20 protein-coding genes, 5 tRNA genes, 3 rRNA genes and 1 riboswitch are annotated in these 26,234 nt (G+C 46.2%); of the genes, 8 read left to right on the forward strand and 20 right to left on the reverse strand.

What is annotated here, in order from left to right; genetic code table 11:
* Positions 1–416: 416 nt before the first annotated feature.
* Positions 417–914: a thiol peroxidase gene (gene tpx, locus OCV56_RS15730; protein ID WP_086715433.1), complete on the forward strand. Its 498-nt coding sequence runs from the start codon at positions 417–419 to the stop codon at positions 912–914.
* Between the two features lie 121 nt (positions 915–1,035).
* Here tpx and uvrD read toward each other — a convergent pair whose 3' ends face one another.
* Positions 1,036–3,210 carry a DNA helicase II gene (uvrD, locus tag OCV56_RS15735; protein WP_086715431.1) on the reverse strand — a complete coding sequence of 725 codons (2,175 nt, stop codon included), beginning with the start codon at positions 3,208–3,210 and terminating at the stop codon, positions 1,036–1,038.
* A gap of 264 nt (positions 3,211–3,474) precedes the next feature.
* Here uvrD and OCV56_RS15740 point away from each other — a divergent pair, with 264 nt between their 5' ends.
* The 4 genes from OCV56_RS15740 (at position 3,475) to OCV56_RS15755 (ending at position 5,884) form a co-directional block, all read left to right on the forward strand.
* A complete protein-coding gene (locus OCV56_RS15740) occupies positions 3,475–3,735 on the forward strand; it encodes a BufA1 family periplasmic bufferin-type metallophore (RefSeq protein WP_060983713.1) in 261 nt (86 codons plus the stop codon).
* A gap of 64 nt (positions 3,736–3,799) precedes the next feature.
* Complete coding sequence (gene bufB, locus OCV56_RS15745) at positions 3,800–4,660, forward strand: MNIO family bufferin maturase (RefSeq protein ID WP_086715429.1); 861 nt, start codon at positions 3,800–3,802, stop codon at positions 4,658–4,660.
* Entirely contained in the window at positions 4,657–5,424 is a 768-nt protein-coding gene (locus tag OCV56_RS15750; protein WP_086715427.1) for an HvfC/BufC N-terminal domain-containing protein, read from the forward strand. Before bufB ends, OCV56_RS15750 begins: the two co-directional genes overlap by 4 nt.
* 1 nt (position 5,425) lies before the next feature.
* Positions 5,426–5,884 carry a DoxX family protein gene (locus OCV56_RS15755; protein ID WP_086715425.1) on the forward strand — a complete coding sequence of 153 codons (459 nt, stop codon included), beginning with the start codon at positions 5,426–5,428 and terminating at the stop codon, positions 5,882–5,884.
* Between the two features lie 85 nt (positions 5,885–5,969).
* On the opposite strand, the gene tsrA is transcribed toward OCV56_RS15755, so the two are convergent.
* Both tsrA and OCV56_RS15765 read right to left on the reverse strand, forming a co-directional pair.
* Entirely contained in the window at positions 5,970–6,251 is a 282-nt protein-coding gene (gene tsrA / locus OCV56_RS15760; RefSeq protein WP_009848181.1) for an H-NS-like global regulator TsrA, read from the reverse strand.
* Between the two features lie 102 nt (positions 6,252–6,353).
* The gene (locus OCV56_RS15765) at positions 6,354–7,553 is read right to left on the reverse strand and encodes a multidrug effflux MFS transporter (RefSeq protein WP_206192966.1); all 1,200 of its coding nucleotides are present in this window, start codon (positions 7,551–7,553) and stop codon (positions 6,354–6,356) included.
* Between the two features lie 101 nt (positions 7,554–7,654).
* Here OCV56_RS15765 and OCV56_RS15770 point away from each other — a divergent pair, with 101 nt between their 5' ends.
* On the forward strand, positions 7,655–8,596 hold the full coding sequence (locus tag OCV56_RS15770) for a LysR family transcriptional regulator (protein ID WP_086715421.1): 942 nt from the start codon (positions 7,655–7,657) through the stop codon (positions 8,594–8,596).
* A gap of 122 nt (positions 8,597–8,718) precedes the next feature.
* On the forward strand, positions 8,719–10,509 hold the full coding sequence (locus OCV56_RS15775; RefSeq protein ID WP_086715419.1) for an aminopeptidase P family protein: 1,791 nt from the start codon (positions 8,719–8,721) through the stop codon (positions 10,507–10,509).
* Between the two features lie 136 nt (positions 10,510–10,645).
* On the opposite strand, the gene thiH is transcribed toward OCV56_RS15775, so the two are convergent.
* The 16 genes from thiH to OCV56_RS15855 form a co-directional block, all read right to left on the reverse strand.
* Positions 10,646–11,758, reverse strand: a complete 1,113-nt coding sequence (gene thiH / locus OCV56_RS15780) for a 2-iminoacetate synthase ThiH (protein WP_086715417.1) — start codon at positions 11,756–11,758, stop codon at positions 10,646–10,648.
* Between the two features lie 7 nt (positions 11,759–11,765).
* Complete coding sequence (locus OCV56_RS15785; protein WP_086715415.1) at positions 11,766–12,530, reverse strand: thiazole synthase; 765 nt, start codon at positions 12,528–12,530, stop codon at positions 11,766–11,768.
* 2 nt (positions 12,531–12,532) lie between these two features.
* Positions 12,533–12,742, reverse strand: a complete 210-nt coding sequence (gene thiS, locus OCV56_RS15790) for a sulfur carrier protein ThiS (RefSeq protein ID WP_019820040.1) — start codon at positions 12,740–12,742, stop codon at positions 12,533–12,535.
* The gene (locus OCV56_RS15795; protein ID WP_086715413.1) at positions 12,739–13,521 is read right to left on the reverse strand and encodes a HesA/MoeB/ThiF family protein; all 783 of its coding nucleotides are present in this window, start codon (positions 13,519–13,521) and stop codon (positions 12,739–12,741) included. The genes thiS and OCV56_RS15795 overlap by 4 nt, the downstream gene beginning before the upstream one ends.
* Entirely contained in the window at positions 13,511–14,803 is a 1,293-nt protein-coding gene (locus OCV56_RS15800) for a thiamine phosphate synthase (protein WP_086715409.1), read from the reverse strand. The genes OCV56_RS15795 and OCV56_RS15800 overlap by 11 nt, the downstream gene beginning before the upstream one ends.
* Positions 14,803–16,752 (reverse strand): phosphomethylpyrimidine synthase ThiC, encoded by a 1,950-nt coding sequence (gene thiC, locus OCV56_RS15805; RefSeq protein ID WP_086715407.1) that lies wholly within the window; start codon positions 16,750–16,752, stop codon positions 14,803–14,805. The genes OCV56_RS15800 and thiC overlap by 1 nt, the downstream gene beginning before the upstream one ends.
* A 129-nt stretch (positions 16,753–16,881) precedes the next feature.
* Positions 16,882–16,980, reverse strand: a riboswitch (TPP riboswitch).
* A gap of 62 nt (positions 16,981–17,042) precedes the next feature.
* A complete protein-coding gene (gene crcB / locus OCV56_RS15810; protein WP_004736665.1) occupies positions 17,043–17,426 on the reverse strand; it encodes a fluoride efflux transporter CrcB in 384 nt (127 codons plus the stop codon).
* 100 nt (positions 17,427–17,526) lie between these two features.
* Positions 17,527–18,909 carry a multicopper oxidase family protein gene (locus OCV56_RS15815; protein ID WP_086715404.1) on the reverse strand — a complete coding sequence of 461 codons (1,383 nt, stop codon included), beginning with the start codon at positions 18,907–18,909 and terminating at the stop codon, positions 17,527–17,529.
* A 313-nt stretch (positions 18,910–19,222) separates the two neighbouring features.
* Positions 19,223–19,299 (reverse strand) — tRNA-Trp (locus tag OCV56_RS15820).
* Positions 19,300–19,358: 59 nt separating this feature from the next.
* Positions 19,359–19,435 (reverse strand) — tRNA-Asp (locus OCV56_RS15825).
* Positions 19,436–19,478: 43 nt separating this feature from the next.
* Positions 19,479–19,594, reverse strand: a 5S ribosomal RNA gene (gene rrf / locus OCV56_RS15830).
* A 95-nt stretch (positions 19,595–19,689) separates the two neighbouring features.
* Positions 19,690–22,583 (reverse strand): 23S ribosomal RNA (locus OCV56_RS15835).
* Between the two features lie 365 nt (positions 22,584–22,948).
* A tRNA-Val gene (locus OCV56_RS15840) sits at positions 22,949–23,024 on the reverse strand.
* 32 nt (positions 23,025–23,056) lie between these two features.
* Positions 23,057–23,132 (reverse strand) — tRNA-Lys (locus OCV56_RS15845).
* Between the two features lie 2 nt (positions 23,133–23,134).
* Positions 23,135–23,210, reverse strand: a tRNA-Glu gene (locus OCV56_RS15850).
* Between the two features lie 89 nt (positions 23,211–23,299).
* Positions 23,300–24,854 (reverse strand): 16S ribosomal RNA (locus OCV56_RS15855).
* The 16S, 23S and 5S rRNA genes sit together here with 5 tRNA genes alongside, the layout of an rRNA operon.
* 567 nt (positions 24,855–25,421) lie before the next feature.
* Here OCV56_RS15855 and OCV56_RS15860 point away from each other — a divergent pair.
* Entirely contained in the window at positions 25,422–25,967 is a 546-nt protein-coding gene (locus OCV56_RS15860; RefSeq protein ID WP_086712421.1) for a gamma carbonic anhydrase family protein, read from the forward strand.
* Here the strand turns inward: OCV56_RS15860 and OCV56_RS15865 are convergent.
* On the reverse strand, positions 25,964–26,233 hold the full coding sequence (locus OCV56_RS15865; protein ID WP_086712420.1) for a DUF1488 family protein: 270 nt from the start codon (positions 26,231–26,233) through the stop codon (positions 25,964–25,966). The genes OCV56_RS15860 and OCV56_RS15865 overlap by 4 nt on opposite strands.
* Position 26,234: the final 1 nt, after the last annotated feature.

Raw genomic sequence — 26,234 nt, forward strand, 5'->3', positions numbered from 1 at the left:
CACCTCTGGATGAGGAAAGGACTGAACATCAGGATGATGTAAAGGACACCGCTCAAGGAACAAGTGACGCGCGCTAACGAGGATTGTTGGCAGATCAGGATAAGATCAAGGACACCGCTAGGAAGGCGACGAAAGGAATACGCTGAAGGATAACAGCACACTATCATGGATTTGATGCATGGAGCACACTTAGTAGCCGGATTGCTGCGAGTAAGACTATAGACCCCGATGAGCGCAAGCTCTCGGGGTTTTTCTTTATCTGTCGTCCCACCATCTCTTCCCTAAAACAAGCAAATCAAAGACCTTTGATTACAATTCTGACATTTAAACCATTCACTTCTTAACCACTTCCGAGTAACGTAAGTCTTACTAGGCTCAACTAGTTTCATAACCATAATTAAACTAAGGACAAATTCATGTCACACGTTACCTTCAAAGGCGCTGCTGTACCGCTAACTGGCACATTCCCACAAACTGGCGAACAGGCACCAAGTTTTGCACTGACTGCAGGCGATCTTTCTGAACTGACACTTGCTTCTCTTGCAGACAAGAAAGTAGTTCTAAACATCTTCCCAAGCATCGACACTGCAACTTGTGCAACGAGCGTACGTACGTTCAACGCAAAAGCGGCAGAGCTTGAGAACACAGTTGTTGTTTGTATTTCTGCTGACCTACCATTTGCTGCAGGCCGCTTCTGCGAACTAGAAGGCATTGAAGGCGTTCAACACGCTTCGACTTTCCGCTCTCCTACATTCGCATCAGACTACGGCGTAGCGATTGCTGAAGGTCCACTAGCAAGCCTAACAACACGTGCAGTTGTCGTTGTTGATGAAAAAGGTGTGGTAACACACAGCGAGTTAGTTACAGAGATCACTGAAGAACCAAACTACGAAGCGGCACTTGCAGCACTGTAAACTCCCTTCTAGTCAGTCATGTATTGTGATCGCTTAAAGCGATATGCAATAAAAAAGAGCAGCCATTGGCTGCTCTTTTTGTTTTCAATAATGAACGGTTATTAGATGCCGAAGTAACAGGTTAAAGCTGCTCTAAGCGTGCGTACGCGGTGACTAACCACTTAATGCCTTCGCCATTGAAAGCGACTTGAACTCGGCTTTGCGGGCCGCTTCCTTCAAAATTAATGATCGTCCCTTCCCCAAACTTAGGGTGGTTAACACGAGAGCCCAAGGTAAAGCCTGTCTCGTTGAAGTTCTCTTTCACTGCTGTCTGGCTAAAACGGCCACTGCTTGCAGGGCGGCTCACTTGCGCTTTCATACGCACTTCATCCAGACAGGTCTCTGGTAGCTCACGAATAAAACGCGATGGTTTGTGGTACTTGTCTTGACCGTACAAACGACGCATCTCAGCATAAGTGATGTATAACTTTTCCATCGCACGTGTCATACCTACGTAACACAGGCGGCGCTCTTCTTCTAAACGTCCTGCTTCTTCAGCAGACATTTGGCTTGGGAACATGCCTTCTTCGACACCCACCATAAACACCATTGGGAACTCTAGGCCTTTCGCACTGTGCAGAGTCATTAACTGAACTGCATCATCAAACTCATCAGCCTGACCTTCACCCGCCTCTAGCGCCGCATGCGTTAAGAAAGCCGTTAGCATGCTCATCTCATCCGCTTCTTCTGGCTTCTCAAACTGGCGAGTTGCTGTGACCAATTCTTCTAAGTTCTCAATACGTGCCTTTGATTTCTCGCCTTTTTCTTGCTCATACATCGCAAACAAACCCGACGATTTAATCACATGGTCGGTCTGTTCATGTAAGCTCAATTCTAACGTGTCATCTTCAAGCGCATTAATAAGCTCGATAAAACGGCTTAATGCACCCGCAGCACGGCCGGGTAGCACTTGCTCTTCTATCAAAGCAACACTGGCTTCCCACATGGTTGCACCACGATCACGCGCTGCAAGACGAATCGTTTCTAACGTTTTATCACCCAAGCCACGCGTTGGTGTATTAACCACGCGTTCAAACGCCGCATCATTACTGCGGTTATTCATTAGGCGCATGTAGCTCAAAGCATCTCTGATTTCTTGACGCTCGAAGAATCGCATGCCGCCGTAGATTCGGTATGGTAAACCCGCTTGAATTAGCGCCTCTTCCAGAACACGAGATTGGGCGTTATTACGATAAAGCATCGCGGTATCTTCGAGTGCACCGCCTTTCTCTTGCCACTCTTTGATCTTACTAACCGTGAAACGCGCTTCATCCAACTCGTTATAAGCCGAGTACACCGAGATTGGCTCGCCATCGTTGCCATCGGTCCACAGCTCTTTACCCATACGCTCGGTATTATTCGAGATAAGTTCATTAGATGCCTGCAGAATGGTTTTGGTCGAGCGGTAATTTTGTTCGAGTCGAATCGTCGAAGCACCTGGGAACTCATCCAAGAACTTCTGAATATTTTCGATTTTTGCACCACGCCAGCCATAGATAGATTGATCATCGTCGCCCACGATCATCACGCGACAATCAGGCCCCGCCATCATACGCAGCCACGCGTATTGGATGTTGTTGGTATCTTGGAATTCGTCGACAAGGATATGTTTAAAGCGAGCTTGGTAATGTTCTCGAACATGCTTCTTATCACGCAGTAGCTCGTGGGCTCTTAATAAGATCTCTGCGAAGTCGACCAAGCCAGCACGATCACATGCTTCTTGGTAAGCTGAATAGATCTTTAACCACGTTTGAGTGATTGGATCATGGTAGGCGTCAATGTGACTTGGGCGTAAGCCTTCGTCTTTCTTACCATTTATCCACCAAGAAGCTTGCTTTGCAGGCCACTGCTTTTCATCAAGGTTTTGCGCCTTGATTAAACGGCGTAGCAAACGAACCTGGTCATCTGAATCAATAATCTGGAAATCTTCTGGCAGTTTTGCATCTAGGTAGTGAGCACGAAGGATGCGGTGACAGATACCATGGAAGGTGCCGTTCCACATACCTGATGAGCTGCCCATCATCAACTCTTCAATACGACCACGCATCTCTGCTGCCGCTTTGTTGGTGAAGGTAACAGACATAATAGAGAACGGTGATGCTTGCTCTACACTTTGCAACCAAGCGATACGATGCACCAACACTCGCGTTTTACCACTACCAGCACCTGCCAGAATAAGTAGGTTTTCTAAAGGTGCCGCGACCGCCTCACGTTGTTTGTCGTTTAAGCCATCGAGTAAAAGCGAAGGATCTATCATTGGATATGCTCACTACTGGGTATTTATACATAAAAGTTGATTATAACCTAAACACTAGGCTGCGTTTAGGATAATAAGAAGAAAAAACAATCAAAAATTAACATCATAAATTCAATAAGTTAAACAATAAAACACCATTAATATTGATATTTTTTATAATACCGTGAAATTATTTCCTGGTTGTTCCTATCCTTTTTAATAAGCAAGTTAACAATCCATTAACCTGCGATATAAAAATACTATTAAGTCCTAGAGGGAATGACTATGAAAAATTCTAATCTTGCTGTTACAGCTGCAATCACAAGTGTACTAGCATTCGGTGGTGCAGTTCTTACATCAGCACCTGCGGAAGCAGCAGCAAAAGAAAAATGCTACGGCGTGGCAAAAGCTGGCCAAAATGATTGTGCAACCAAAACAAGCTCATGTGCGGGTACAGCAAAAGAAGACAACCAATCAGATGCATTCGTGGTCGTTCCTAAAGGGCTATGTGGCAAATTATCAGGTGGTAGCACCCAATCATCATAATTGAGCTGCTTAGTATGGTGAGCTGACATTCAGCTCACCTCCACTTCTTGTTAGGAGAATCGTTGTGACTCAAACTCTTCACCCCAATGCAGGAGTTGGTCTTAGAACACCACACTTGGATTTCTTTAGCCAAAATCCATCTCTAGTGAGTTGGTTAGAGGTTCACAGCGAGAACTACTTCTTAGCTCAATCACCGCAACGCCAACAACTCAGAGACATTCGCAGCGCACGCAGCATAAGTTGCCACGGTGTTGGATTATCTCTCGGTTCAGTTGAGCGTATTAATCAACACCATCTGGTGCAGTTAAAAGACCTGATTGATGATATCGAACCTTTCTTGGTTTCTGACCATCTCAGCTGGAGTCAGAATGGCGGTCATTACTTCAATGACTTGCTACCGCTGCCTTATACCGAAGAGGCGTTAGAAGTCTTTTGCCGCAATGTCATCGAAGTTCAAGACAGCCTGCAACGCCCTATGTTGATTGAGAACCCATCGAGCTACCTAGCCTTCAAGCATTCAACCATTCCAGAGTGGGAGTTTTTGGCTGAGGTACAAAAGCGTACTGAGTGTCGCCTACTGCTCGATTTCAATAATATTTTTGTCTCATCTTTTAATCATGGCTTTAGTTGTGAAGAGTACTTAAGCGGAATACCAGCAGACAAAGTTGAAGAAATTCACTTGGCAGGTTTTACCAAAAAGAAGCTTGAACAAGGTGAGATCTGGATAGACACACACAGTAAGCCTGTCTGTGACGAAGTGTGGCAACTCTATACTGACTGGATAGCACAACATGGTTCACGTCATACTTTGATTGAATGGGATCTAGATATCCCAGAGCCACAAGTTTTATTGACCGAAGCAACCAAAGCCAGTGACATCTTGTATCAACACGACAAGTTCAACCAAAGGAGTCGCGTATCATGAGCCACTCCCTAGCAGATGTTCAATTGGAGTTTGCTAACGCCCTACGCTACCAAAACAATGGTGAGCACTGCGACATAGTGCGCGACCATTTTACCGATGAACAGCGAATCCAGATTTACCGTAATAACTTTGTGATCAGCTTGAGCGAAGTTCTGGCAGCAACCTACCCACTCACTGAAATGTTAGTTGGTGAAGAGTGCTTCCAACAGATGGCTCGTCAACATGTCTTAAGTTCTCCATCGACCTCTGGTGATGTCAGTGGTTACGGTGAACACTTTGAACAGACTATCCAAGCCTTTCCTGCCGTTATTGAGGCTGCACCTTATCTCGGTGAAGTGGCTTTGTATGAATGGCAGAAAGACTGTTTGATAAGGTTTACGTCACAAGCACATGTCGACCAGAAACCTCTTTCTTGCCTAGCCGATGTACCACAAGAACAACAAGGCGCTTTGGTCTTTCATCTCAAAGATTCAATAACACTGATTCATTCTAGTTACACGATTATCGCGCTTGAACACGCCATCTATCAGCAACAACTTGATGGGCTAGACATAAATCAAGCCGAGTTTGGGGTGTTAATCCGAGCTGAGAATTCACAGGTTGAGAGTCATTGTTTGACAAAAGAAAGCCACCAACTCCTCACTGAATTGCAATCAGGTCGAGCACTCTCAGCGATAGACCCTTTACTACTACAACATCTGAATACTGTTATGGCGCTAAACGTCATCTCAGGTTTTTCAATCAATGCCGAATTGGAGACATAACATGGATAACAACACAGTCACGAACATGATGGCTCAATACGACAGTTTGATTGAGAAATCACAGGCACTTTTTGTTCCAGTGCTTCTACTATTTTGTCGCCTTTGGGTGGCGTGGGTATTCTTTAATTCTGGGCTCACTAAGATAGCAACTTGGGATAGCACGCTTTACTTGTTTGAGTTGGAATACCAAGTGCCACTGCTACCTTGGGAATTAGCGGCTTACATGGGTACCGCCGCTGAGTTAATTCTGCCGGTGTTCTTAGCGCTCGGTTTATTAACACGACCTATGGCTGCGGTGTTGTTCGTTTTCAATATCATTGCCGTTGTGTCTTACCCTGTATTATGGGATCAAGGCTTCTACGATCATCAGCTTTGGGGGTTAATGATTCTTATCGTTGTCGTGTGGGGCGCAGGACCGTTTTCACTTGATAGAGTTTTGAAAGCGCAGTTCAGGAATTAATATGAGTTTTCACCTCTTTTGAATTGCTACAGCCCAAACGCAAAAAACCACTCCATTGAGTGGTTTTTTTTTAACTGGGATAAGCTTACTTATTTAGAAAAGCTTGTAGCTCTTCAGCAGAGATGCCTTGCTCGGCTAGCTCTTTTGCTAGTAGCTGAACCTGCTCACCTTTACGAGACTCTACCACGCGCTGAAACTGGTAAATGATATCTCGTAAAGTATCGATTGGAACTTGTTTTGCCGCACTGCGAATACGCTCTTCACTTTGGTTGCCTAGTTCTTTAAGCAGTTTACCAAACATGACCTTTTCAGGTGCATCTTCCATTTGTTCTAAGACGCGCGCCATTTCGTAGGTTGTTAATGACATTACAGTATTTTCCGTTGGGTACTAACGTTTCAATGAGTGACAAATATACCATGTTTTAACGTTTCGAAAACTGCCATTTGTATATTTTGTCACCCTTGTAACTTATGCCTTAGCAAACGTCGCGTGCCAAGACTTACCCGCTTTGCTCGCAAGCACTAATAGCGCAGGAACTATCAGGAACATTTGCAGAGCGATCATCACTTGCGACGTTAAATCAAGACGTTGCATGGTACCCACAAGAAGTCCTGAACCACTCATTTGGAATAGGCCAAGCAGCGCAGCCGCTGTACCCGCACGGTCACCGAAAGGTTCTAGAGCTTTACCAGCTGCAGCACCAAGAATCCAAGCAAACCCAACCGACGATAAGAAGATCGGTAGCATGAATGCGATTGGAGTCGCGTGCTCAGCAAGCACCAACATAATCACACCCGCTAAGCCCAGCGTCGAGATACCAACAACCAATGCCTTGTAAGTACCAAAACGGTCCATAAACTTCGGCGCTGTGAATGCAGCAGTGATGTTGATAGCAGCGTTAATACCAAACCAGAAGGTAAACTCGTTCATCGTCAAACCTAGGTTCTCCATCAACACAACCGGTGCTGAGGTAACATAAGCAAGAATTACCGCCATCGCCATCAAACACAAGGTTGCATGGAAAAGGAATGATGGTGTTTTCAGTACTGACCAGTAACGCTCCAGTTTGAACACAGCAACCTTCTCTGTCGCCGGGTTAGATTCTTTCATTTGGAAGAATAAGATGCTGCCAACGACTACCGCGAAACCAGCCATAAAGCTGAAGTTCGAACGCCAGCCAAATTGATGAGTTAACCAAGCGCCAAGAATCGGTGCCAACGCAGGGATAAAACAGATCGCACCATTGAGGTAGCTGATCATTCGGCCACTCTTCTCTGGGCCAAATAGATCGCGAACCGTTGCAAAGGCAGCTACAGAAGTCGCACAAGCTCCTAAGCCTTGTAGCAGCCGAGCTATTAGCATCATATCAATCGATTGAGCTGCCCACGCCAAGCAAGCACTCAATGCATAGATACTAACACCTCCCAATGCAACGGTTCGACGTCCTAGCTTATCAGCCAAAGGGCCGGCAAATAGTTGGCCGACACCCATGGCAAATAAAAACCAAGTAATCGTATCTTGTGCTAGTGCATGTTCCACGTGAAACGCTGTCGAAATTTGTGGCAGAGCTGGTAGGTAGATATCAATAGCCAAAGGGCTAAATAGAACCAGCATTGCCAATAAAGCAACCTGCAGTTTACTAGGGGTTGGAAGCGCGTTAGAAGGCACAAGATTCTCCGAATGAGTTAATTTAGGTGCATAATAACCAACTAAAGATATGAACAAAAATGGCATATACTCATTAGCATTATTCCAAATAGGAAACTCATATGAATATCGAGAAACTTTCGCGCCTCGACCTCAACCTATTAGTTTGCTTGCAGGTGCTAATGGAAGAGTTGAGTGTTACTCGCACTGCGCATCGATTGTGCCTAAGCCAGTCAGCCGTGAGTAAGTCATTAGCCAAACTTCGTGAGCAATTTAATGACCCCCTTTTCACAAGAAGTGCACATGGCTTGCGACCAACACCAAAGGCTTTATTTCTCAAGCCTCGATTAGAAACGCTGATCAATCAACTTGATGTGCTCACCCAACCAGAGACGTTCATTCCCAACAACAGTGACCACAGTTTTCACATTGCGGCTGTTGAAAGTGTGTACCCGCTGATTCTTCCCCACTTCTTACCGGCTATATTTCGACAAGCCCCTAAAGTGAATATCAACACCCACGCTTGGACGGAGCAAACCTTTAAGAAACTGCAGCTAGGTGAGCTCGATATCGGACTCACAGGTAAAGACATCGACATCAACGACGCGCGTTTAACCATGCTGCCGCCAGATGATATTTGCGAACAGGAGATCTACCGTGATGCACAGATGTGTGTATTAAGACGAAACCACCCTGCTCTGAGCGGTAAATGGGATCTGGAAACCTACCTTGCACAGCGTCATGTACAAGTGAGGTGCGATGGCAACGACCGTTGGTTACTCGACTATAAGCTTGCCGACCTTGGTCACCAACGTGATATCGCTATTTCTGTTCCCGACTTCAACAGTGCGGCTAGCCTGTGTACCTACACTGACTTTGTATTTACGGCACCAAGTCACTTCACCTACCTTGTTGCCAAGCAACTCGACTTAGTCGTTGTCCCTCTACCAATGGAATTTCCGCCGATGGCATACACTCTATTTTGGCACCGTGATAGAGAAAATGACCCAGCGTTAACTTGGTTGCGAGATATCATCAAAGAAAAAACTCTGCACCTTAGATAAAAATGGCGTACAGCGTTTGCAGCAAACGAACAAAAGCGCTAGCTTATTGACCTAATAAGTCCCCTCGCATGTATATCTACTGTGAGTGTTAACAAGGATCCTAACAATAAGGATAAACACAGATGCACAATATCACTGCGGAACGCGTTACTGCGGTTCGAGCTTGGCTTGAAGCAAACCACCTAGATGCTGTTATCATTCCACACGAAGATGAATACCTAGGTGAATACGTTCCAGCTCATAACGAGCGACTTCACTGGCTAACCGGTTTCACTGGTTCTGCAGGTGCGGCTGTTATCACACGTGAAAACGCGGCTATTTTTGTTGATGGTCGCTATACCGTTCAGGTTCGCAAACAAGTACCTGGTGAGCTATTTGAGTATCGCCACCTTATTGAAGAACCAGCTTTAGATTGGATCATCAATTCACTAGCGCAAGGCAGTAAAGTTGCGTTTGACCCACGTATGCACACAGCCGCTTGGTTGAAAGGCGCACAAGCTAAACTGGCTGATAAAGTAGAACTTACCACATTAACAGCAAACCCGATTGATGAGCTTTGGTCTACTCGCCCTACACCAGTTGTATCTGATGTTCGCCTCATGGCAACAGACGCCGTTGGCCAATCAAGTGAAAGCAAACGTGCAGAAATTGCAGGTCTACTAAAAGCGAAAGGTGCTGATGCCGCTATCCTTACCGAACTGGATTCAATCTGCTGGTTACTCAACATTCGTGGTTTAGACGTATCTCGTCTACCAGTCGTGTTATCTAATGCCATCATTCACGCCGATGAAAGTGTCGATTTCTTCTTAGATCCAGCTCGTATCCCTGCAGGCTTTGAAGCGCACGTTGGTAATGGTATTCGTGTTTCTCACCCATCAGAACTTGAAGCTCGCCTTCAATCTTTAGAGGGTAAGAATGTGTCAGTTGATTCAGGCACAAGCAATGCTTGGTATACGCTTGTTCTACAAAACGCTGGCGCTCATATTATTGAAGCAGCAGACCCATGCCTAATGCCAAAAGCTGCGAAGAACGAAACTGAAATTGCAGGCATGAAAGCATGTCACATCCGTGATGGCGTGGCGATGGCAAAATTCCTATCTTGGATTGATGCAGAAGTCGCGCAAGGTAACCTGCATAACGAAGCGGTATTAGCAGACAAAGTACAGTCATTCCGCGAGCAAGATCCAACATTGATGGACTTAAGTTTTGACACGATTTCAGCAGCAGGCGGCAACGCAGCTATGTGTCACTACAATCATGAGAACCAACCTGAGCCAGGTCAGTTAGAGATGAATACTCTGTACCTAGTCGATTCAGGCGGTCAGTATTTAGATGGCACAACCGACATCACTCGTACTATTGCGATTGGCCAGCCAAGCGACGAAATGATTCAGCAATTCACATTAGCGCTTAAAGGCCACATTGGTATTGCACGTGCGCGTTTCCCACAAGGTACTCGTGGTTTCCAACTTGATATCCTAGCGCGTCAGCACTTATGGGCAGAAGGCTTCGACTATGACCACGGTACTGGTCACGGTGTTGGTCACTTCCTGAGTGTTCATGAAGGCCCACAAAGCATCTCTAAGAAGCTGATCGACGTACCTCTTGTTGAAGGCATGGTGTTATCAAACGAGCCGGGTTACTACCGTGCCGATGAATTTGGTATTCGTATCGAGAACCTAGAATTGGTTGTTGAGCTTCCAACTCAAGGTGACTTCTCAGTACTAACGTTTGAATCGCTAACACGTTGCCCTATCGATAAGCGCAACATCAACGTCGATCTACTGACACGACCTGAGCTTGCATGGCTGAACGATTACCACCAAAAAGTATGGAATGATGTTAGCCCACTAGTTGAAGGTGACACGTTAGAATGGCTACGCGAATCAACAACCCCATTGGTTCACGCTTAATACCTTGCTAGGTAGGTAACTGAGCCAAAACTAGTTGGCTCAGTTAGATATTAAAACGGCTACCTTTAGGTAGCCGTTTTTGTTTGTCGATTTCACATCACAGATGTTTCACGTGGAACATCAAACAAGATGTTAGTTAGCCTGAGTAAGCGCTGTGCCAATCTCGCCATACCGGGTCGAAGCCTCTGTGACGAATCATAGTCTCAACATCAGCCGCACTTCTCTCATCACTTATCTCAAACTGCTCAAGCTCTTCCTCACCCGAAGCATAACCGCCCGGTTGAGTTTTTGACGCGGCAGACATGCTAGTGATACCTAACGGCAACACGTTATCGCGGAACGTTGCAGATTCACGCGTCGAAAGAGACAACTCAACCTCTGGGTTTAATAGTCGATAAGCACAGATAAGTTGCACCAATTGTTTATCACTCATAATCGATTTAGGTTGCAAACCACCCTCACAAGGACGAAGGCGTGGGAACGAAATCGAGTAACGCGTTTGCCAATACGTACGTTCAAGGTAGTCTAAATGAGCTGCCACGAAGAAGCAGTCAGTTCGCCAATCTTCCAGGCCAATCAAAGCACCAATACCTATCTTATCAATACCCGCTTTTGCCAAACGATCTGGCGTTTCGAGCCGGTATTCAAAATCCATTTTATTGCCACGCAAGTGGTGCTCAGCGTAGGTACTTGGGCTATATGTTTCTTGATAAACCATCACAGCATCTAAGCCAAGCGTTTTGAGCTCGGCGTAGTCGTCTTGATCAAGCGGCTGAACTTCCATCGCAAGATAGTTAAATTGCGCTTTGATATTCGGTAGCACCTCACGGAAGTATTTCATTCCAACCTTAGTTTCGTGTTCGCCGGTCACCAACAATACACTATCGAATTTCATCTTTTTGATGGCCGCGCTTTCGGCATCAATTTCATCCAAGGTTAGTGTGCGACGCTTAATGCGGTTCTCCATTGAGAAGCCACAATAGGTACACGCATTCGCACACAAGTTCGATAAGTACAAAGGAATATACAGCGAGATCGTATTACCGAACCGCTTACGTGTTAGTGCCAACGATCGTTGTGCCATCTGCTCTAAGTAAGGTTCTGCAGCCGGAGAAATTAAAGCCTTAAAATCTTCTAAGTCACGTTTGGGTTTACTCAGAGCACGTTCAACATCCGTTGCAGTTTTGCTGAAGATAGACATACCAATGTCATCCCAGTTGAGCTGTTTAAATCGATCAACAAACGTCATAGCAATACTACTCGTCTAGGAATGAGGTGAGCGGGCTTGAAGCAACCGCGTGAGATACCTGACCTGCTAGCCCAGCAAGGTAAGCCATTCGACCAGCTTCAACTGCCAGCTTAAAGGCAATCGCCATATCAACAGGCTGTTGAGAAGCAGCAATCGCAGTATTAACTAGAACAGCGTCCGCGCCCATTTCCATTGCACGAGCAGCATGTGATGGTGCACCAATGCCAGCATCAACAATCACAGGAACGTTCGCTTGGTCGATAATGATCTCTAGGAAGTCTGCTGACGCGATTCCCTTATTAGAACCAATCGGAGCACCTAATGGCATCACAGCGGCGCAGCCTACCTCTTCTAAGCGTTTACACAAAACAGGGTCGGCGTGGCAATAAGGCAACACAACAAAGCCATCTTTCACTAGTTGCTCAGCAGCATTAAGTGTCTCGATTGGGTCTGGCATCAAGTACTTTGGATCTGGGTGAATCTCAAGCTTTAGCCAGTTAGTACCTAATGCTTCACGAGCCAAGTGTGCGGCGAAAATTGCATCCTTAGCGTTCTTCGCACCAGAGGTATTCGGAAGTAGATTAACGCCAGCATCAATAATTGGCTGTAAAATATCATCTTGCTCAGAACGAATATCGACTCTCTTTAGTGCCATGGTTGCCAGTTGAGAACCGGAAGCTTCAATAGCACTCGCCATCAAATGCTTGTTTGCAAATTTGCCGGTTCCCGTGAACAGACGTGATTGAAACGTTTTATCTGCGATGCTTAACATGGTTAGCCCCCTGCAATAGCTTGGAAAAGAGAGATAGAATCGCCTTCATTAACGATGGTTTGTTGCCACTGGCTGCGTGGGACAACCGCGTTATTGATAGCAAACACACACCCTAAATCAGGTAGCGATAGTGCTTGGATGATGTCTGAAAGAGACGATGATTGCGCGACCTGCTCTGGTTGCTCGTTTATAGAAATAGTTATGTGGCTCATTGTGCTTCTTCTTGTAGGTGTTGGATCGCAGTTGTATTGCAAACCGGACATTCGCTATCTTGCGTGACCATTAGGTTTTGCCAGTTCATGGTCTGGCCATCGAACAGTTTTAACTGATGCGTTGCGACTTTAAACTCGCCACCGCTAATACGCTGAATAGCAGCAAGAGCTTGGAGGTTACCTATCGTTCCAACCACTGGACCAATAATGCCGCTATCACTACAACGCGTTGTTTGTGGATGATGTTCAAACGGGAAAAGACAGTGATAACACCCCTGCCGGTTCTGATAATCAAAGACAATAAATTGACCTCTCCAGCCGATTGCAGAACCCGATATCAAAGGTGTATTAGCTTTGAAACAAGCTCGGTTAACCTGCTGGCGTGACGCGAAATTGTCAGTACAATCCAATACGAGATCAGCCAACATGACTTCTAATTTAAGTTGGCTTTCACTCATTCGTTGATTGATAGTTCTTACTTGGCCTCGACCATTAAGCTCATTCAGTTGTTGTTTGAGTGCTTCGACCTTAGGTGAACCTAATTGGCTTTCCTTAAACGCTACCTGTCTCTGCAGGTTGGACGAATCAACACAGTCATCATCGACCAACACGATTCTTCCAACACCAGAAGCTGCGAGATAGAGAGAAGCCGCATTACCTAAACCACCGCAACCCATCACCAACACATGGCTGTTTAACAGGTTTCGTTGCCCTTGCTCACCAACCTCAGGTAGTGCAATTTGTCGTTGGTAACGGATGAACTCAAAGTCACTCAGCATAGCTAGGCTCCCGCATAACCTCTTTACTAGTCATTGAAGACCTAGGAGCCATCAGCTTATCGAAGAATTCGATCACTTTCTGTGGGTCTTCCGCTAATGTAATTGCGCGTACAACCGCTAAGCTCGATACACCACAATCCCAAACCTGCGCAGCTGTCGATTGGTCAATACCGCCAATAGCCACCGTCGGATAACCAGTAAGTTCTTCTGTGTATGGGATGGTATCAATTAGCTGTTGGTACAGAGATAAACGCACCAAACCTTGAGGCTTGGAGGGCATCTGTTTCGTCGTGGTCGGGAATATATGGCCTAGTGCAATGTAGCTTGGATTGATTTGGACGATGCGTAACAACTCATAATAACCATGAGTCGATAGACCGATCTTAATACCCGCTTGGCTCAGTTGGGAAAGGTTTGATTCTTCAATATCCTCTTGCCCAAGGTGTACACCAAAAGCACCATGCTTGAGCGCAAGCTGCCAGTAATCATTAATAAAAACCTGAGCGTTATATTCTCGACCAAGTTCGATAGATCGCGCAACTTGTTGCTCCAAGTCGGCTTGTTGAGGGTTCTTAATACGCAGTTGGACGGTGTTGATTCCAAGCTTAAGCAACCTTTCTATCCACTCAACATCATCAACAACCGGATATAAGCCGAGGCTATTTTTGCTCAACTCAGGGAAGGAAAGTACTGTCCCTTGGTTGGCCCAACCGACACTTATATCCAGTCGTTCATCTTCTAGAACAGGGATAGGAAAGTTTTGATAGTGTCCTGGCCATGTTCCACGTGAAACATTCGATGCAGCGCGAGCCACAACCAATACGTCTTCTAATGGGAATTCTAGCGCCAACAAAGTAAGTAACCAAGCGAAGTGGCCACGACTATCTAACTCCTGATGAGTTGTAGTTTCACACTTGATAGCTCGATTAGAATCTAAGTGTGACCAGATATCTAACACAGCTGAATCATCGGAGACTCCGATATAGACGGTGTTCGAAGCTTGAGCCAAAGCAGCACAAACATCGGTCAACGCGGCTGAATTACTGTAATCAACAACATGGCTCAGTTGCGCTAACTGACACTCTGCTAAGGAATCAACATCATCAACAAAGCCAATAGATAGTGCCTGTTGAGCATCAACGATAGAGAAGTATCGAGTTGGGCTAACACCCAACTCAACTGCATCAGTTGCTAAACCTTGTCGTTTAGCAACCAATAGACAGTTTTGAACCTCTCCCGTTAACTCGATGTATTGAGATGGGATGAGAATCTTCACTGTCATTATTCCTCTAGTTGAGCTTCTTTTGCGCCTACTGCAGGGTGATAAAGTTCAGAGCCAGTATCTCGGAACTCTTGTGATTTTTGACGCATTCCCTCCAACGGGTTATCTAGCATCTTAATCTCAATAGCCTGATCAGCGGCTACTTGTTCTGTGTCTTTCGCGTACTCTCGAACTTCTTGAGAAATCTTCATCGAGCAGAACTTAGGACCACACATAGAGCAGAAGTGAGCAACCTTGCCCGACTCTTGTGGCAGGGTTTCATCGTGGAAAGAACGTGCTGTTTCCGGATCTAAAGCTAGATTAAATTGGTCTTCCCAACGGAATTCAAAACGTGCTTTAGACAATGCATTATCTCGGATTTGTGCGCCCGGGTGCCCTTTTGCCAAGTCTGCAGCATGTGCTGCCAGCTTGTAAGTAATCAAGCCAGTCTTCACATCTTCTTTGTTCGGCAAGCCTAAATGCTCTTTAGGCGTTACATAACAAAGCATCGCACAGCCGTACCAACCAATCATCGCCGCACCAATACCAGAGGTAATATGGTCATAACCCGGCGCAATATCTGTAGTCAGTGGACCTAAAGTATAGAAAGGCGCTTCATGGCAGTGCTCTAACTGCTCGTCCATGTTCTCTTTAATAAGATGCATAGGTACATGTCCAGGGCCTTCAATGATCACCTGAACGTCATATTCCCAAGCCACTTTAGTCAACTCACCTAGAGTGCGTAACTCCGAGAATTGAGCCTCATCGTTAGCATCTGCAATAGAGCCTGGACGCAAGCCATCACCAAGTGAAAGAGCAACATCATACTTCGCACAGATCTCACAGATCTCGCGGAAATGTGTGTATAGGAAGCTTTCCTGATGATGTGCAAGACACCATTTCGCGATAATAGATCCACCACGAGAGACAATGCCAGTCACACGTTTAGCCGTCATAGGTACGTAACGAAGCAGCAAACCGGCATGGATAGTGAAGTAATCAACACCCTGCTCAGCTTGTTCAATCAAGGTATCGCGCATCACTTCCCAGTTTAGGTCTTCTGCAACGCCATTCACTTTTTCAAGCGCTTGATACATAGGAACCGTACCAATCGGCACAGGGCTGTTACGCAGGATCCATTCACGAGTCTCGTGGATATTACGTCCAGTAGAAAGGTCCATTACGGTGTCGCCACCCCAGCGGGTTGACCATACTAACTTCTCAACTTCTTCTTCAATTGAAGAGCTTACTGAAGAGTTACCGATATTGGCGTTCACTTTCACTAAGAAGTTTCTACCAATAATCATAGGCTCTGATTCTGGGTGGTTGATGTTTGAAGGGATAATAGCTCGACCTTCAGCAACCTCTTTACGCACGAACTCAGGGGTGATTTCTTTAGGTAGGTTGGCGCCAAAGTTATGGCCAGGGTGTTGGTGATTAAGTTGTTCATCAGCAAACTTCTGACGTCCCATGTTCTCACGTATCGAAATATACTCCATCTCAGGAGTGATAATACCCTGACGAGCATAATGCAGTTGAGTTACACATTGGTCGCCAGTAGCACGACGAATTCTAGGCAGGTTTCCGTAACGAAGGTCGTCTAAGGTTTCATCTTCTAAACGTTCTTTGGTGTAAACAGAGCTTACATCATCGAGCAATTCCGTATCGCCACGCTCTTCAATCCATTGCTCTCGCAACTTAGGAAGGCCGCTATAAAGGTCTATTTCATGCGTAGGATCGGTATAAACACCGGAGGTATCGTAGACATGAATAGGCTCATTAGATTCGAATACAGGCTCTTTTTTGGTGCCACCGACAAGGCTATCTGCGAGTGATATTTCTCGCACAGGGACTTGGATATCTTCTCGAGATCCTTGGATGTAAGCTTTTTTTGAATTTGGATAAGGTTGTACGGATAAAGAATCAATGAAATTCTTCGCTTCCAGTCTTGCTTGTTTACGACTCGACATAGCATTTTTCCTTGGCTTTTAGCCATTATTTATAGGGATAAAAATGCTTGACGGATTAGATGCTACAAGAGGGATCACGGTAAGAAATACAGTTGTGATCTGGAGATAGATCTCTAGAAGGATTCTAGTTAGATATCTACTCTTGTTCCCTTCGCAGGTATTAGCCTGATCAGGTTCAACGGATCCCGAGTTAACGGTCTCAGCCATATGGCACTCCGACAAGTTCGATCGAGTATATAAAAACGGCTTGGATAAACCAAGCCGAGTTGTTAACAAATCGTAAGAAAGTTTTAAGACTTTATCAAAAGTTGGAAGCCGATCCATGCTGCTGAAATACTGAGAACCACGTTGAGCAACACATTAAGCCCCATCTTAAAGAAAGCGCCCTGCTGCATAAGAAGCACGTTATCCATCGAAAATGTAGAGAACGTAGTCAGTGCTCCAAGGAAACCGAGGCCAATGATCTGTCTCCATGGCTCCGTCGCAACCATCTCATTTTCGAATGCGGCGATGAGCAAGCCCATAATCAAAGAGCCGATCACGTTAACGGTCAGTGTTCCGTAAGGAAAGCCACGCCCTAACATCACTACACATAACTCTGAAATCAAATAGCGCGAACAAGCACCAAATGCGCCACCAATGGCAATAAAACCTAAAATAGATAGCTGACCCATGAATCCTCCCAAATAACAGTCCCTATATTCTAGCTTTACCGCCGATAAAAGCGAGGGTAGAAACTAAGAATGCATGCGCAAAAATTAAACGTTACAGGTGTCACTTAACTTCAATATATCCCATTAGTCCCGTTTTCATGTGCTCAATGACATGACAGTGGTACATCCAACGTCCTGGGTTGTCTGCAACAAATGCAGCTTTAGCTCGGCCGTTTTTTCCAAGTAACACTGTATCGGTATGGAAAGGTTCTTCAATTTTTTTACCATCAAGTTCCAATACAGTAAATGTATGACCATGAATATGAATCGGGTGATGATATTGAGTGACGTTCTTAAGATCGAATATGTAAGTCTTACCTAACTCTAAAGTCGCCAACGGCTCTGGAATATTGTCTTTGCTCATTCCCTCCCATGCTCGCTTATTAGTAAGCCAAAATTTAGGCATGGACTTACCATCTTTAGATACTGGTGATACCGCCCCTTCCCACTCAAACACAAAATCGATTTCTTCTGCGTTGGCGAGATCTAAGTTAGGCACGGGATTCAAAGGCAATGAAGGAAGTGTTTGGCCTTCTATTAACGTTGAATCTACAACCTCAAACTCACACAAGGAGAACGGAAAACGCCCCTTCATTTGAAGGACACTCACTTGCTCGCCCACCTTAGGAGCAATCAGCCCAAGGTCGACACGCATACCTGGGCCAATTTTATATTGAGTCAGCTTATAAGGTGTCTTTACAGGGTTACCATCAATGCCAATGACCCATGCTTCTGCCCCTTCAATAGCAATCGGATAGGTAATCGTGTTATCAACATTAGCGATACGGAGCCTAGTCGTTGCATACTGCTTCAATTGATAGATAGGTTCATGTACTCCATTAACGCTACTCCACTCTCCTGGCGTGCCCATACGAGCGCTGAGGCGGGGAATCATTAAGTCTTTCCACTGACCTTGTTTGTCGATATGCCAATGTTTAAGCATCAGAGCATGCTCTTCATCGAACTGAACTGGCGCGCTCTCTTCAACAATAATAAGGCCGACTAAGCCCATACCCAGTTGTTTAACGCTGTTCATGTGTGGGTGATACCAAAAAGTACCCGCATCTGGTGGGGTAAACTCATAGACAAACGTTTCACCGGGCATAATAGGAGGCTGACTTAAGAAAGGAACCCCGTCCATTTCGATTGGAATTCTCAGTCCATGCCAATGAATTGTCGTCGGTTCTGAAAGCTTGTTGGTAAATCGGATCGTTACCTTTTCGCCTTGTCGACAGCGAATAATCGGCGCTGGAATCTGTCCATTAAAGGCTAAAACATTAGTATTAAACCCCTTTACCAACTCAGCAGTTGAGGGCTCAGCAGTTAAGTCATAAACGAACTTTCCTTGCTCATCAACAGACTGCTTCATTGAACAAGCCGGCAGGACGGTTAGTGCAGATATAGCGAGAGATGATTGAATAAACTTACGACGGGAAATATCCATATTTGTTGCCTTTTAGTAATAACAACCAAAATGTAACAAAATATTGAGAATAATTCTCATAAAGAAGTGTGGTTTGTGCTATCGGTTATTTATAAAAGAAGCTGAGATAAGTAAGCACTTACACTTTTAAGGCTAAGTTCTGTTAAAGATAGGAATTATCGAATAAATAGAAAGCAAAAAGATTCCAAGTTTTCTGCGGGGACGCGTAGTCTGGAGCCTTAAATATGCCAGGGGCGCCTAGCTATCCAAACATTACTTTTCAGAAGCAACAGACGTAAAAAAGCCCCAGCATTTCTGCTGAGGCTTTAGTATATGGCAGGGGTGGAGAGATTCGAACTCCCAACACGCGGATTTGGAATCCGCTGCTCTGCCAATTGGAGCTACACCCCTAAAAATTTCATTACTTCAGATTCGAAAAAACCTCGCACTAGGCGAGGTTATCGAATAAGTGGCGGAGTGGACGGGACTCGAACCCGCGACCCCCGGCGTGACAGGCCGGTATTCTAACCAACTGAACTACCACTCCGCAGTGGAATACTTGTCGTCGCTGACAAGTGTTCAAATTTAAAGCCTGGCGATGTCCTACTCTCACATGGGGAAGCCCCACACTACCATCGGCGCTATTGTGTTTCACTTCTGAGTTCGGCATGGAATCAGGTGGGTCCACAATGCTATGGTCGCCAAGCAAATTTTAAAATTCGGAAAGCTGTTTTCGTTCTCTTCAAACTCATTCAAGCGTTTGGTATTTCTTTGAGTCCATCAAAACCCCTTGGGTGTTGTATGGTTAAGCCTCACGGGCAATTAGTACAGGTTAGCTCAATGCCTCGCAGCACTTACACACCCTGCCTATCAACGTCGTAGTCTACGACAACCCTTTAGGACGCTTAAAGCGTCAGGGAAAACTCATCTCAAGGCTCGCTTCCCGCTTAGATGCTTTCAGCGGTTATCGATTCCGAACTTAGCTACCGGGCAATGCCATTGGCATGACAACCCGAACACCAGAGGTTCGTCCACTCCGGTCCTCTCGTACTAGGAGCAGCCCCTTTCAATTTTCCAACGCCCACGGCAGATAGGGACCGAACTGTCTCACGACGTTCTAAACCCAGCTCGCGTACCACTTTAAATGGCGAACAGCCATACCCTTGGGACCGACTTCAGCCCCAGGATGTGATGAGCCGACATCGAGGTGCCAAACACCGCCGTCGATATGAACTCTTGGGCGGTATCAGCCTGTTATCCCCGGAGTACCTTTTATCCGTTGAGCGATGGCCCTTCCATTCAGAACCACCGGATCACTATGACCTGCTTTCGCACCTGCTCGAATTGTCATTCTCGCAGTCAAGCGGGCTTATGCCATTGCACTAACCACACGATGTCCAACCGTGTTTAGCCCACCTTCGTGCTCCTCCGTTACTCTTTGGGAGGAGACCGCCCCAGTCAAACTACCCACCAGGCACTGTCCGTAATCCCGATTCAGGGACCAACGTTAGAACATCAAAACTACAAGGGTGGTATTTCAAGGACGACTCCACCACATCTAGCGACGCGGTTTCAAAGTCTCCCACCTATCCTACACATGTAGGTTCAATGTTCAGTGCCAAGCTGTAGTAAAGGTTCACGGGGTCTTTCCGTCTAGCCGCGGGTACACTGCATCTTCACAGCGATTTCAATTTCACTGAGTCTCGGGTGGAGACAGCGTGGCCATCATTACGCCATTCGTGCAGGTCGGAACTTACCCGACAAGGAATTTCGCTACCTTAGGACCGTTATAGTTACGGCCGCCGTTTACCGGGGCTTCGATCAAGAGCTTCGACCGAAGTCTAACCCCATCAATTAACCTTCCGGCACCGGGCAGGCGTCACACCGTATACGTCATCTTACGATTTTGCACAGTGCTGTGTTTTTAATAAACAGTTGCAGCCACCTGGTATCTGCGACTCTCGTCTGCTCCATCCGCAAGGGACTTCACTGATAAGAGCGTACCTTCTCCCGAAGTTACGGTACCATTTTGCCTAGTTCCTTCACCCGAGTTCTCTCAAGCGCCTTGGTATTCTCTACCCGACCACCTGTGTCGGTTTGGGGTACGATTCCTTACAATCTGAAGCTTAGAGGCTTTTCCTGGAAGCATGGCATCAATGACTTCACTACCGTAGTAGCTCGACATCGTATCTCAGCGTTAGTAGCGGTCCGGATTTACCTAAACCACCCGCCTACGTACTTGAACCTGGACAACCGTCGCCAGGCCCACCTAGCCTTCTCCGTCCCCCCATCGCAATTGTAAGAAGTACGGGAATATTAACCCGTTTCCCATCGACTACGCCTTTCGGCCTCGCCTTAGGAGTCGACTTACCCTGCCCCGATTAACGTTGGACAGGAACCCTTGGTCTTCCGGCGAGGGAGTTTTTCACTCCCTTTATCGTTACTCATGTCAGCATTCGCACTTCTGATACCTCCAGCAGCCCTTACAGACCACCTTCAACGGCTTACAGAACGCTCCCCTACCCCACATACCCTAAGGTACGTAGCCGCAGCTTCGGTGTATAGCTTAGCCCCGTTACATCTTCCGCGCAGGCCGACTCGACCAGTGAGCTATTACGCTTTCTTTAAATGATGGCTGCTTCTAAGCCAACATCCTGGCTGTCTGAGCCTTCCCACATCGTTTCCCACTTAGCTATACTTTGGGACCTTAGCTGGCGGTCTGGGTTGTTTCCCTCTCCACGACGGACGTTAGCACCCGCCGTGTGTCTCCCGGATAGTACTTACTGGTATTCGGAGTTTGCAAAGGGTTGGTAAGTCGGGATGACCCCCTAGCCTTAACAGTGCTCTACCCCCAGTAGTATTCGTCCGAGGCGCTACCTAAATAGCTTTCGGGGAGAACCAGCTATCTCCAGGTTTGATTGGCCTTTCACCCCTAGCCACAAGTCATCCGCTAATTTTTCAACATTAGTCGGTTCGGTCCTCCAGTTGATGTTACTCAACCTTCAACCTGCCCATGGCTAGATCACCTGGTTTCGGGTCTAATCCTAGCAACTGTACGCCCAGTTAAGACTCGGTTTCCCTACGGCTCCCCTAAACGGTTAACCTTGCTACTAAAATTAAGTCGCTGACCCATTATACAAAAGGTACGCAGTCACACCACGAAGGTGCTCCTACTGCTTGTACGTACACGGTTTCAGGTTCTATTTCACTCCCCTCACAGGGGTTCTTTTCGCCTTTCCCTCACGGTACTGGTTCACTATCGGTCAGTCAGTAGTATTTAGCCTTGGAGGATGGTCCCCCCATATTCAGACAGGATATCACGTGTCCCGCCCTACTCGTTTTCACTGATTATGATGTGTCGGTTACGGGGCTATCACCCTTTATTGCGAGACTTTCCAGACTCTTCACCTGCATCATTAAAAGCTTAAGGGCTAATCCAATTTCGCTCGCCGCTACTTTCGGAATCTCGGTTGATTTCTCTTCCTCGGGGTACTTAGATGTTTCAGTTCCCCCGGTTTGCCTCCTGTTGCTATGTATTCACAACAGGATACTTACTTATGTAAGTGGGTTTCCCCATTCAGGAATCCCAGACTCAAAAGGTTATTACTACCTAATCTGGGCTTATCGCAAGTTATTACGCCTTTCATCGCCTCTGACTGCCAAGGCATCCACCGTGTACGCTTAGTCACTTAACCATACAACCCGAAAGGGTCTTAATGTATGGCAACTAACCAAGGTTTTTGGTTGTCATCAAGAAGGGTTAATTCTTGATAACTGTTTGCCGGACTCAATTGTGAATCAAACTAACGTTTGATTCGAATACAAGACACTTGAATGTGTTTGTTGTGTTTATCATAAAGATAAACATTGAGAACTTTTAAATTTGATTGAATTACTCGTAAGTAATCAATCAGTCAGCTTTCCAAATTGTTAAAGAGCATGAGACTTTAAGAACCAGTGTTCTAAAATTCACATTTTCTAAAGACTCTCACAGTCGAAAAATCCAACCAGCGACATAAGAAGTGGTTTGGAGTTTTAACTTCCAAGAATATTTAGAGAATGGTGGGCGATACCGGGCTCGAACCAGTGACCCCCTGCTTGTAAGGCAGGTGCTCTCCCAACTGAGCTAATCGCCCACGATAGTTTTAATTCCTTCGCGGAGAAAGAATGGTGGGTCGTGCAGGATTCGAACCTGCGACCAATTGATTAAAAGTCAACTGCTCTACCAACTGAGCTAACGACCCAATGGTATCCCGTAGGGGAGTCGAACCCCTGTTACCGCCGTGAAAGGGCGGTGTCCTAGGCCTCTAGACGAACGGGACACTGGATTGAAGAACTTGGGAGTTCTTCGTCTCTTTTACTTTCTAAACCTAATCAATCTGTGTGGGCACTCATCGTAAATATCTTCGTATAAGGAGGTGATCCAGCCCCAGGTTCCCCTAGGGCTACCTTGTTACGACTTCACCCCAGTCATGAACCACAAAGTGGTGAGCGTCCTCCCCGAAAGGTTAAACTACCCACTTCTTTTGCAGCCCACTCCCATGGTGTGACGGGCGGTGTGTACAAGGCCCGGGAACGTATTCACCGTGACATTCTGATTCACGATTACTAGCGATTCCGACTTCATGGAGTCGAGTTGCAGACTCCAATCCGGACTACGACGCACTTTTTGGGATTCGCTCACTATCGCTAGCTTGCTGCCCTCTGTATGCGCCATTGTAGCACGTGTGTAGCCCTACTCGTAAGGGCCATGATGACTTGACGTCGTCCCCACCTTCCTCCGGTTTATCACCGGCAGTCTCCCTGGAGTTCCCGACATTACTCGCTGGCAAACAAGGATAAGGGTTGCGCTCGTTGCGGGACTTAACCCAACATTTCACAACACGAGCTGACGACAGCCATGCAGCACCTGTCTCAGAGCTCCCGAAGGCACACCTGCGTCTCCGCTGGCTTCTCTGGATGTCAAGAGTAGGTAAGGTTCTTCGCGTTGCATCGAATTAAACCACATGCTCCACCGCTTGTGCGGGCCCCCGTCAATTCATTTGAGTTTTAATCTTGCGACCGTACTCCCCAGGCGGTCTACTTAACGCGTTAGCTCCGAAAGCCACGGCTCAAGGCCACAACCTCCAAGTAGACATCGTTTACGGCGTGGACTACCAGGGTATCTAATCCTGTTTGCTCCCCACGCTTTCGCATCTGAGTGTCAGTATCTGTCCAGGGGGCCGCCTTCGCCACTGGTATTCCTTCAGATCTCTACGCATTTCACCGCTACACCTGAAATTCTACCCCCCTCTACAGTACTCTAGTTCACCAGTTTCAAATGCAGTTCCGAGGTTGAGCCCCGGGCTTTCACATCTGACTTAATGAACCACCTGCATGCGCTTTACGCCCAGTAATTCCGATTAACGCTCGCACCCTCCGTATTACCGCGGCTGCTGGCACGGAGTTAGCCGGTGCTTCTTCTGTTGCTAACGTCAAGAGATAGCGCTATTAACGCTACCCCCTTCCTCACAACTGAAAGTACTTTACAACCCGAAGGCCTTCTTCATACACGCGGCATGGCTGCATCAGGCTTTCGCCCATTGTGCAATATTCCCCACTGCTGCCTCCCGTAGGAGTCTGGACCGTGTCTCAGTTCCAGTGTGGCTGATCATCCTCTCAGACCAGCTAGGGATCGTCGCCTTGGTGAGCCATTACCTCACCAACTAGCTAATCCCACCTAGGCATATCTTGACGCGAGAGGCCCGAAGGTCCCCCTCTTTGGCCCGTAGGCATTATGCGGTATTAGCCATCGTTTCCAATGGTTATCCCCCACATCAAGGCAATTTCCTAGGCATTACTCACCCGTCCGCCGCTCGACGCCCATTAACGCACCCGAAGGATTGTTAGTGTCGTTTCCGCTCGACTTGCATGTGTTAGGCCTGCCGCCAGCGTTCAATCTGAGCCATGATCAAACTCTTCAATTTAAGATTTTGTGACTCAACGAATACTGACTTCAAAACTACTGTGTAATTTTAAAGTTATTACCATTCCAACAGAATGATAATGAATTGACTGTGCCAAATAACCCCTCTCTATAAAGAAAGTAATTATTCGTATTGGTCACTCAGTTCATTGAAATCAATTTTGTTACCGAAGTAACTGCTATTACCTAAGTAATAACGTTTTGATATTCATCAACGAGTGCCCACACAGATTGATAGGTTTAAATTGTTAAAGAGCTTTTCCTTTTTGAGCTTCGCTCAAATCGGACGGCCATTTTAGCGATTTAAGTTTTAGTGTCAACCACTATTTTCAAAACTTTTTTCAAGCGCTTAGCTTGGCTAATTAGGCTTGCTGATTCGTTTAGGTTTCTTTCGAAGCCATCCCGTGTCAGCGAGGTGGCATTATAGAGATTTCGATCACACTGGCAAGCCCTTTTTGAAGTTTTTCTTACTTTTTTGATTGTTCGAGCGTTTTTTGTTCAAAACACCCCATTTTCACTAGTATTCCCCTTAATTAAGGGCTTAAGGTGCCTATATAAAGGAGGATTTATGAGTTCAATACGTAGTTATAAAGGAATATCCCCCCAGATTGGACAAGATGTCTATATAGATACAAGTTCGGTACTGGTTGGTGATATCAAAATCGGTAACGACTCCAGCGTGTGGCCTTTGGTTGCAGCTCGAGGGGATGTAAACCACATCCATATTGGAGAGAGAACTAATATTCAAGACGGAAGCGTCTTGCACGTCACCCATAAGAATGCAGAAAATCCTGAGGGTTATCCTCTACTAATAGGTAATGATGTGACCATTGGCCATAAAGTAATGCTGCATGGCTGCACTATTAAAGATCGTGTACTCGTCGGCATGGGCGCTATCTTATTAGATGGTGTGGTCGTCGAACAAGACGTAATGATTGGTGCGGGAAGTTTGGTGCCACCTAACAAGGTACTTGAGAGTGGTTATCTCTATGTAGGAAGCCCAGTTAAGCAAGCACGCCCATTAAATGATAAAGAACGTGCTTTCTTGCAGAAGTCGGCTGACAACTATGTTCAGAATAAAAACGACTATATAGACTCTGTCCTTCCAGCCTAAAGCGCTTTGATCTGAATCCGATTAGAGGAGTCATACTCCTCTTCTTCTATTAACTCTTCCGCTAGCTCTTCAATATCGAAACGTAACCCTGAAAAGATAACTAAAGCTTGATCACCTTCCTCTATATCTTTACCGGCCAGTCGTGATAATTCTTCAATAGACATGACACATTCAATCAATGCGCCCGACTGTTGTGCAGGAAAAGTGATTGTTCGACTTGCTTCATCCCAATCTTGGATATCAGGAAATAGAATTGATTGATTCATT

This window comes from Vibrio gigantis, assembly GCF_024347515.1.
Lineage (GTDB): Bacteria > Pseudomonadota > Gammaproteobacteria > Enterobacterales > Vibrionaceae > Vibrio > Vibrio gigantis.

Excerpts from the sequence above, each read along its gene's own strand:
- tpx (WP_086715433.1), top strand. The coding sequence starts at position 417 with ATGTCACACGTTACCTTCAAAGGCGCTGCTGTACCGCTAACTGGCACA.
- uvrD (WP_086715431.1), bottom strand. The coding sequence starts at position 3,210 with ATGATAGATCCTTCGCTTTTACTCGATGGCTTAAACGACAAACAACGT.
- OCV56_RS15740 (WP_060983713.1), top strand. The coding sequence starts at position 3,475 with ATGAAAAATTCTAATCTTGCTGTTACAGCTGCAATCACAAGTGTACTA.
- OCV56_RS15750 (WP_086715427.1), top strand. The coding sequence starts at position 4,657 with ATGAGCCACTCCCTAGCAGATGTTCAATTGGAGTTTGCTAACGCCCTA.
- OCV56_RS15755 (WP_086715425.1), top strand. The coding sequence starts at position 5,426 with ATGGATAACAACACAGTCACGAACATGATGGCTCAATACGACAGTTTG.
- tsrA (WP_009848181.1), bottom strand. The coding sequence starts at position 6,251 with ATGTCATTAACAACCTACGAAATGGCGCGCGTCTTAGAACAAATGGAA.
- OCV56_RS15770 (WP_086715421.1), top strand. The coding sequence starts at position 7,655 with ATGAATATCGAGAAACTTTCGCGCCTCGACCTCAACCTATTAGTTTGC.
- OCV56_RS15775 (WP_086715419.1), top strand. The coding sequence starts at position 8,719 with ATGCACAATATCACTGCGGAACGCGTTACTGCGGTTCGAGCTTGGCTT.
- thiH (WP_086715417.1), bottom strand. The coding sequence starts at position 11,758 with ATGACGTTTGTTGATCGATTTAAACAGCTCAACTGGGATGACATTGGT.
- OCV56_RS15785 (WP_086715415.1), bottom strand. The coding sequence starts at position 12,530 with ATGTTAAGCATCGCAGATAAAACGTTTCAATCACGTCTGTTCACGGGA.
- thiS (WP_019820040.1), bottom strand. The coding sequence starts at position 12,742 with ATGAGCCACATAACTATTTCTATAAACGAGCAACCAGAGCAGGTCGCG.
- OCV56_RS15795 (WP_086715413.1), bottom strand. The coding sequence starts at position 13,521 with ATGCTGAGTGACTTTGAGTTCATCCGTTACCAACGACAAATTGCACTA.
- OCV56_RS15800 (WP_086715409.1), bottom strand. The coding sequence starts at position 14,803 with ATGACAGTGAAGATTCTCATCCCATCTCAATACATCGAGTTAACGGGA.
- thiC (WP_086715407.1), bottom strand. The coding sequence starts at position 16,752 with ATGTCGAGTCGTAAACAAGCAAGACTGGAAGCGAAGAATTTCATTGAT.
- crcB (WP_004736665.1), bottom strand. The coding sequence starts at position 17,426 with ATGGGTCAGCTATCTATTTTAGGTTTTATTGCCATTGGTGGCGCATTT.
- OCV56_RS15815 (WP_086715404.1), bottom strand. The coding sequence starts at position 18,909 with ATGGATATTTCCCGTCGTAAGTTTATTCAATCATCTCTCGCTATATCT.
- OCV56_RS15860 (WP_086712421.1), top strand. The coding sequence starts at position 25,422 with ATGAGTTCAATACGTAGTTATAAAGGAATATCCCCCCAGATTGGACAA.
- OCV56_RS15865 (WP_086712420.1), bottom strand. The coding sequence starts at position 26,233 with ATGAATCAATCAATTCTATTTCCTGATATCCAAGATTGGGATGAAGCA.